6 protein-coding genes are annotated in these 4,055 nt (G+C 49.1%); all 6 read left to right on the top strand.

What is annotated here, in order from left to right; all coding sequences use genetic code 11:
* Positions 1-2: 2 nt before the first annotated feature.
* Complete coding sequence (locus tag B3D59_RS16005; RefSeq protein WP_286822070.1) at positions 3-155, top strand: hypothetical protein; 153 nt, start codon at positions 3-5, stop codon at positions 153-155.
* A 4-nt stretch (positions 156-159) separates the two neighbouring features.
* A complete protein-coding gene (gene pyrH / locus B3D59_RS16000; RefSeq protein ID WP_286822067.1) occupies positions 160-882 on the top strand; it encodes a UMP kinase in 723 nt (240 codons plus the stop codon).
* 14 nt (positions 883-896) lie between these two features.
* Entirely contained in the window at positions 897-1,454 is a 558-nt protein-coding gene (gene frr, locus B3D59_RS15995) for a ribosome recycling factor (RefSeq protein WP_286822053.1), read from the top strand.
* Complete coding sequence (locus B3D59_RS15990; RefSeq protein WP_414646542.1) at positions 1,444-2,187, top strand: isoprenyl transferase; 744 nt, start codon at positions 1,444-1,446, stop codon at positions 2,185-2,187. The genes frr and B3D59_RS15990 overlap by 11 nt, the downstream gene beginning before the upstream one ends.
* Complete coding sequence (locus B3D59_RS15985; protein WP_286822051.1) at positions 2,184-3,002, top strand: phosphatidate cytidylyltransferase; 819 nt, start codon at positions 2,184-2,186, stop codon at positions 3,000-3,002. The genes B3D59_RS15990 and B3D59_RS15985 overlap by 4 nt, the downstream gene beginning before the upstream one ends.
* Positions 2,999-4,055: 1-deoxy-D-xylulose-5-phosphate reductoisomerase (locus B3D59_RS15980; protein ID WP_286822047.1), on the top strand; the 1,057-nt coding region annotated here is incomplete at its 3' end. The genes B3D59_RS15985 and B3D59_RS15980, both read left to right, overlap by 4 nt.

Here is a 4,055-nt window from a genome sequence, read left to right as displayed (position 1 = left end):
AGGTGGAAAAATTTTATAAAGAAGTCTGCCTGTTAAGCCAGCAGTACATTAAAGATCCTCAGAAAACCGTTGAAGATGTTCTTAAAGAAACCATCGGAAAGATCGGCGAAAATATCCAAATTAAAAGATTTGCACGTTTCCAGATAGGAGAATAGTCGCTTGGATACGAAACCTGAGTTTCAACGGGTTCTGATCAAGTTGAGTGGCGAAGCCCTGATGGGTAATCAGGGCTTCGGTATTATGCCCGAGATGATAGCCTATGTGGCTGCTGAAGTGGCCAAGGTGTTTCATCTGGGCGTTGAAGTTTCCATTGTTGTGGGTGGCGGAAATATTTTTCGCGGGGTGGCAGGATCTTCTGCCGGTATGGACCGGACGTCTGCCGACAATATGGGCATGCTGGCCACTGTTATTAACAGCCTGGCCCTATGCGATGCCCTGGAAAAGCTTGATATTCCCACAAGGGTTCAGTCTGCTATCCGTATGGACAGGGTGGCCGAACCTTTTATCCGCAGAAAAGCCATCCGTCACCTTGAAAAGGGCAGGGTGGTTGTTTTTGCAGCCGGTACCGGAAACCCTTACTTTACAACGGACACGGCGGCGGTCCTTCGTGCCAACGAGATCCGTGCCCAGATTCTTTTCAAGGCCACCCAGGTGGAGGGGGTGTATGACAAAGATCCCCAGGTCCATGATGATGCTGTGATGTTTGATACGCTGTCGTATATGCAGGTAATTGAAAAACAGCTTCATGTCATGGATATGACAGCCATATCCCTTGCCATGGAACATGACCTTCCTTTACAGGTGCTCAACCTGCACAAGGCCGGCAATATTTATAAAGCCGTCACCGGCGGAGAAATCGGTACACGGATTTATAATACATAGAAGGATGTGAGAATATGATTAATGAGGTGCTTGAAGAAACCAGAGACCGCATGGGCAAATCCCAGAAAGCCTTTGAAACCGAACTTGGCAAAGTCCGTACCGGAAGGGCGTCCCAGTCCATGCTTGACAACGTCAGGGTAGATTATTACGGTACACAGACCCCCCTTCCCCAGATGGCCACCGTGTCCGTGCCTGAAAGCCGGTTGCTCACCGTAAAGCCCTGGGATGCTTCAGTGATCAATGAGGTGGAAAAAGCAATATTAAAGGCTAATCTTGGGCTTACACCTTCCAATGATGGTAAGCTGATTCGCATTTCCATTCCGCCGTTGACTGAAGAGCGCAGGAAGGAAATCGTAAAAAGCGTAGCCAAAACCTGTGAGGAATTCAAGGTGGCCGTCAGAAACATCCGCCGGGATTCCAACGAGATGCTCAAGGACTTACAAAAAGAGGGTGATATCTCCGAAGACGAAAGTTTCAAAGCCCAGAAACAGGTCCAGGACTTCACCGATGCTTCTATCAAGAAACTGGACGACATTTTTGCCGCCAAGGAAAAAGAGATCCTTGAAGTCTGATCCCATGACCCAGGTGCCTGACGGACTGGATTTCAACCTGCTTCCCGCCCATGTGGCATTTATCATGGACGGCAATGGCCGCTGGGCAAAAAAGCGGCTGATGAACCGGGTTAAAGGTCATGAACGGGGGGCACAGACTGTTGAAGATGTCGTCATGGCCTGCAGGGAACTGGGCATTGATGTGCTTACTTTGTATGCCTTTTCCACGGAAAACTGGGCCAGGCCCAAGGAAGAGGTCAAGGCACTGATGCATCTGCTTAAATATTTTCTCAGGACCAAAATCGAAGAAATTGGAAAAAAGGATATCCGGCTTAATATCATCGGCCAGATTCAACGGCTTCCCGACGATGTGCGAAAGGAAGCGGAACAGGCCATGGCAGTCACGGAAAATAATTCAGCCATGATTCTAAACCTGGCCATCAGTTACGGAGCACGGGAAGAAATTACCATGGCGGTTCAGCAGATTGCCGCAAATGTCAAATCCGGAAGTCTTGATCCCAAAGACATTACGGATAAAATGGTTTCTGATCACCTCTATACTGCCGGCATGCCTGATCCGGATCTTATTATCCGTACGTCTGCAGAGTTCAGGCTTTCCAATTTTCTGATGTGGCAGGCCGCATATTCTGAACTGGTTTTTACACCGACGCTCTGGCCTGATTTTACCAGACAGGAGTTTTATCAGATTTTGATTGATTACCAGCAACGGGACCGGCGTTTCGGAAAGGTATGATGCAGCACTTCAAACGATGGCTCACCGCGCTGATTCTTATTCCCTTTCTGCTCTGGGTTATTATGAAAGGGTCTATACTGTTGTTTGCGGCCCTGGTCTCCGGGGTTTCAATCTTTGCGATATTTGAATATCTTGATATCATTTGTGCCAATGACACCGATCCTGTCTCCCAGACTACCCGGATTGTCTCCTATGTTGCCTGCATCGTGTTGGTCATGGGTGCGTGCATAGGGTCCTGGCAGATCCTTTTTTTTATTCTTGCACTGGATATGATGGCCCTTTGCGTATTTGTTTTGGCCCGTTTTTCCACGTTACCCCATATTTTTGACCTGGTGGCGCGGCAGGTGCTTGGTGTTGTATACATCCCTTTGTCTCTGGCTACTCTGGTATTGATCCGGAATATGGCGGGCGGGGCTTTGTGGGTGATCTGGTTGCTTATCGTTTGTTTTGCCAATGATACTGGTGCGCTATATGTGGGAACCTTTAAGGGCAAACATAAACTTGCGCCTAAAATCAGTCCCAATAAAACCATTGAAGGGGCTGTGGGTGGATTGGTGATATCAGTAACTGCCGGACTTGTCTTTAATTTGATTTTTTTTCACGATATACTCCTTGCCTTGATCTGTATACCCTGTGCGTTATGCGTTGCGGTTGCCGGTCAGGTTGGTGACCTTTTTGAGTCTGCCATGAAGCGGGTTGGCCATATCAAGGATTCGGGAAAGATTCTGCCGGGTCACGGCGGCATGCTGGACCGTATTGACGGGTTACTTCTGGCCATCCCTGTATTCTATTTTTTTTCGGTGTTTGTTCTGTGAAATCGCTCACTATACTTGGATCTACAGGTTCCATAGGTACTTCTGCCCTTAAAGTGGTGGCCATGCACCCGGACAAGTTCAGTGTCAAATGTTTGACCTGTGCCGCAAATATTGATCTTCTGGCAACGCAGATAAATCAGTTTCAGCCGGCCATGGTGGCCGTACTCGACGAACAGCATGCCGACCGTCTGGCAAAAAGGCTTTCAGGCCACTTTTGTCCTGAAATACAGTGGGGGGAATCCGGTTTTATTTCTGCAGCCCAATGGGCAGATGCGGATATGGTGCTTGCCGCCATGGTGGGTGCTGCAGGACTTGCCCCGGCCCTGGCCGCCATTGACGCCGGCAAACAGATTGCCCTTGCCAATAAGGAAACCCTTGTCATGGCTGGTGACATTGTTATGGCACGGGCGCGTGAAAACGGGGTGGATATTCTGCCCGTGGATTCCGAGCATTGCGCCATTTTTCAATGCCTGCAGGGCAACCGGAAACGCGATCTTAAAAAAATTTTTCTTACGGCTTCAGGCGGACCTTTCAGGCATCTGCCCCATGACCGGTTTAAGAACATCACTCCGGCCCAGGCCCTTGACCATCCCACATGGAACATGGGGGCCAAAATTTCCATTGACTCCGCCACCCTGATGAACAAGGCGTTAGAGGTCATTGAAGCGGTCCGGCTTTTTGATATCAGTGTTGATCAGATCCAGGTGTTAATTCATCCCCAGAGCATTGTCCATTCCATGGTGGGCTTCAAAGACGGTGGCGTTATGGCTCAATTAGGCGAACCGGATATGATGCACGCCATTGCCTATGCCTTTTCATATCCGGACCGTATCGATCTTAGCCTGAATTTTCCTGATTTTGCTGCCATGGATGGATTAACCTTTGACGCCCCTGACACAAAACGCTTCCCATCCCTTGAATTTGCCTATGAAGCCTGCCGCAGAGGCGGGACCCTGCCTGCTGTTATGAATGCGGCCAACGAAATTGCCGTGGAAGCTTTTCTTAAAGAACGTATCAGCTTTGTCGATATTTTTACCCTGGTGAGCAGGGTTA

It is taken from the genome of Desulfobacter sp. UBA2225, from assembly GCF_002348205.1.
Classification (GTDB): domain Bacteria; phylum Desulfobacterota; class Desulfobacteria; order Desulfobacterales; family Desulfobacteraceae; genus Desulfobacter; species Desulfobacter postgatei.
Note: the sequence above shows the minus strand (reverse complement) of the source record. Positions and strands in the feature narration are given on the sequence as shown.

Coding starts and splice junctions, on each gene's coding strand:
- frr (WP_286822053.1), top strand. CDS start 897: ATGATTAATGAGGTGCTTGAAGAAACCAGAGACCGCATGGGCAAATCC.
- B3D59_RS15985 (WP_286822051.1), top strand. CDS start 2,184: ATGATGCAGCACTTCAAACGATGGCTCACCGCGCTGATTCTTATTCCC.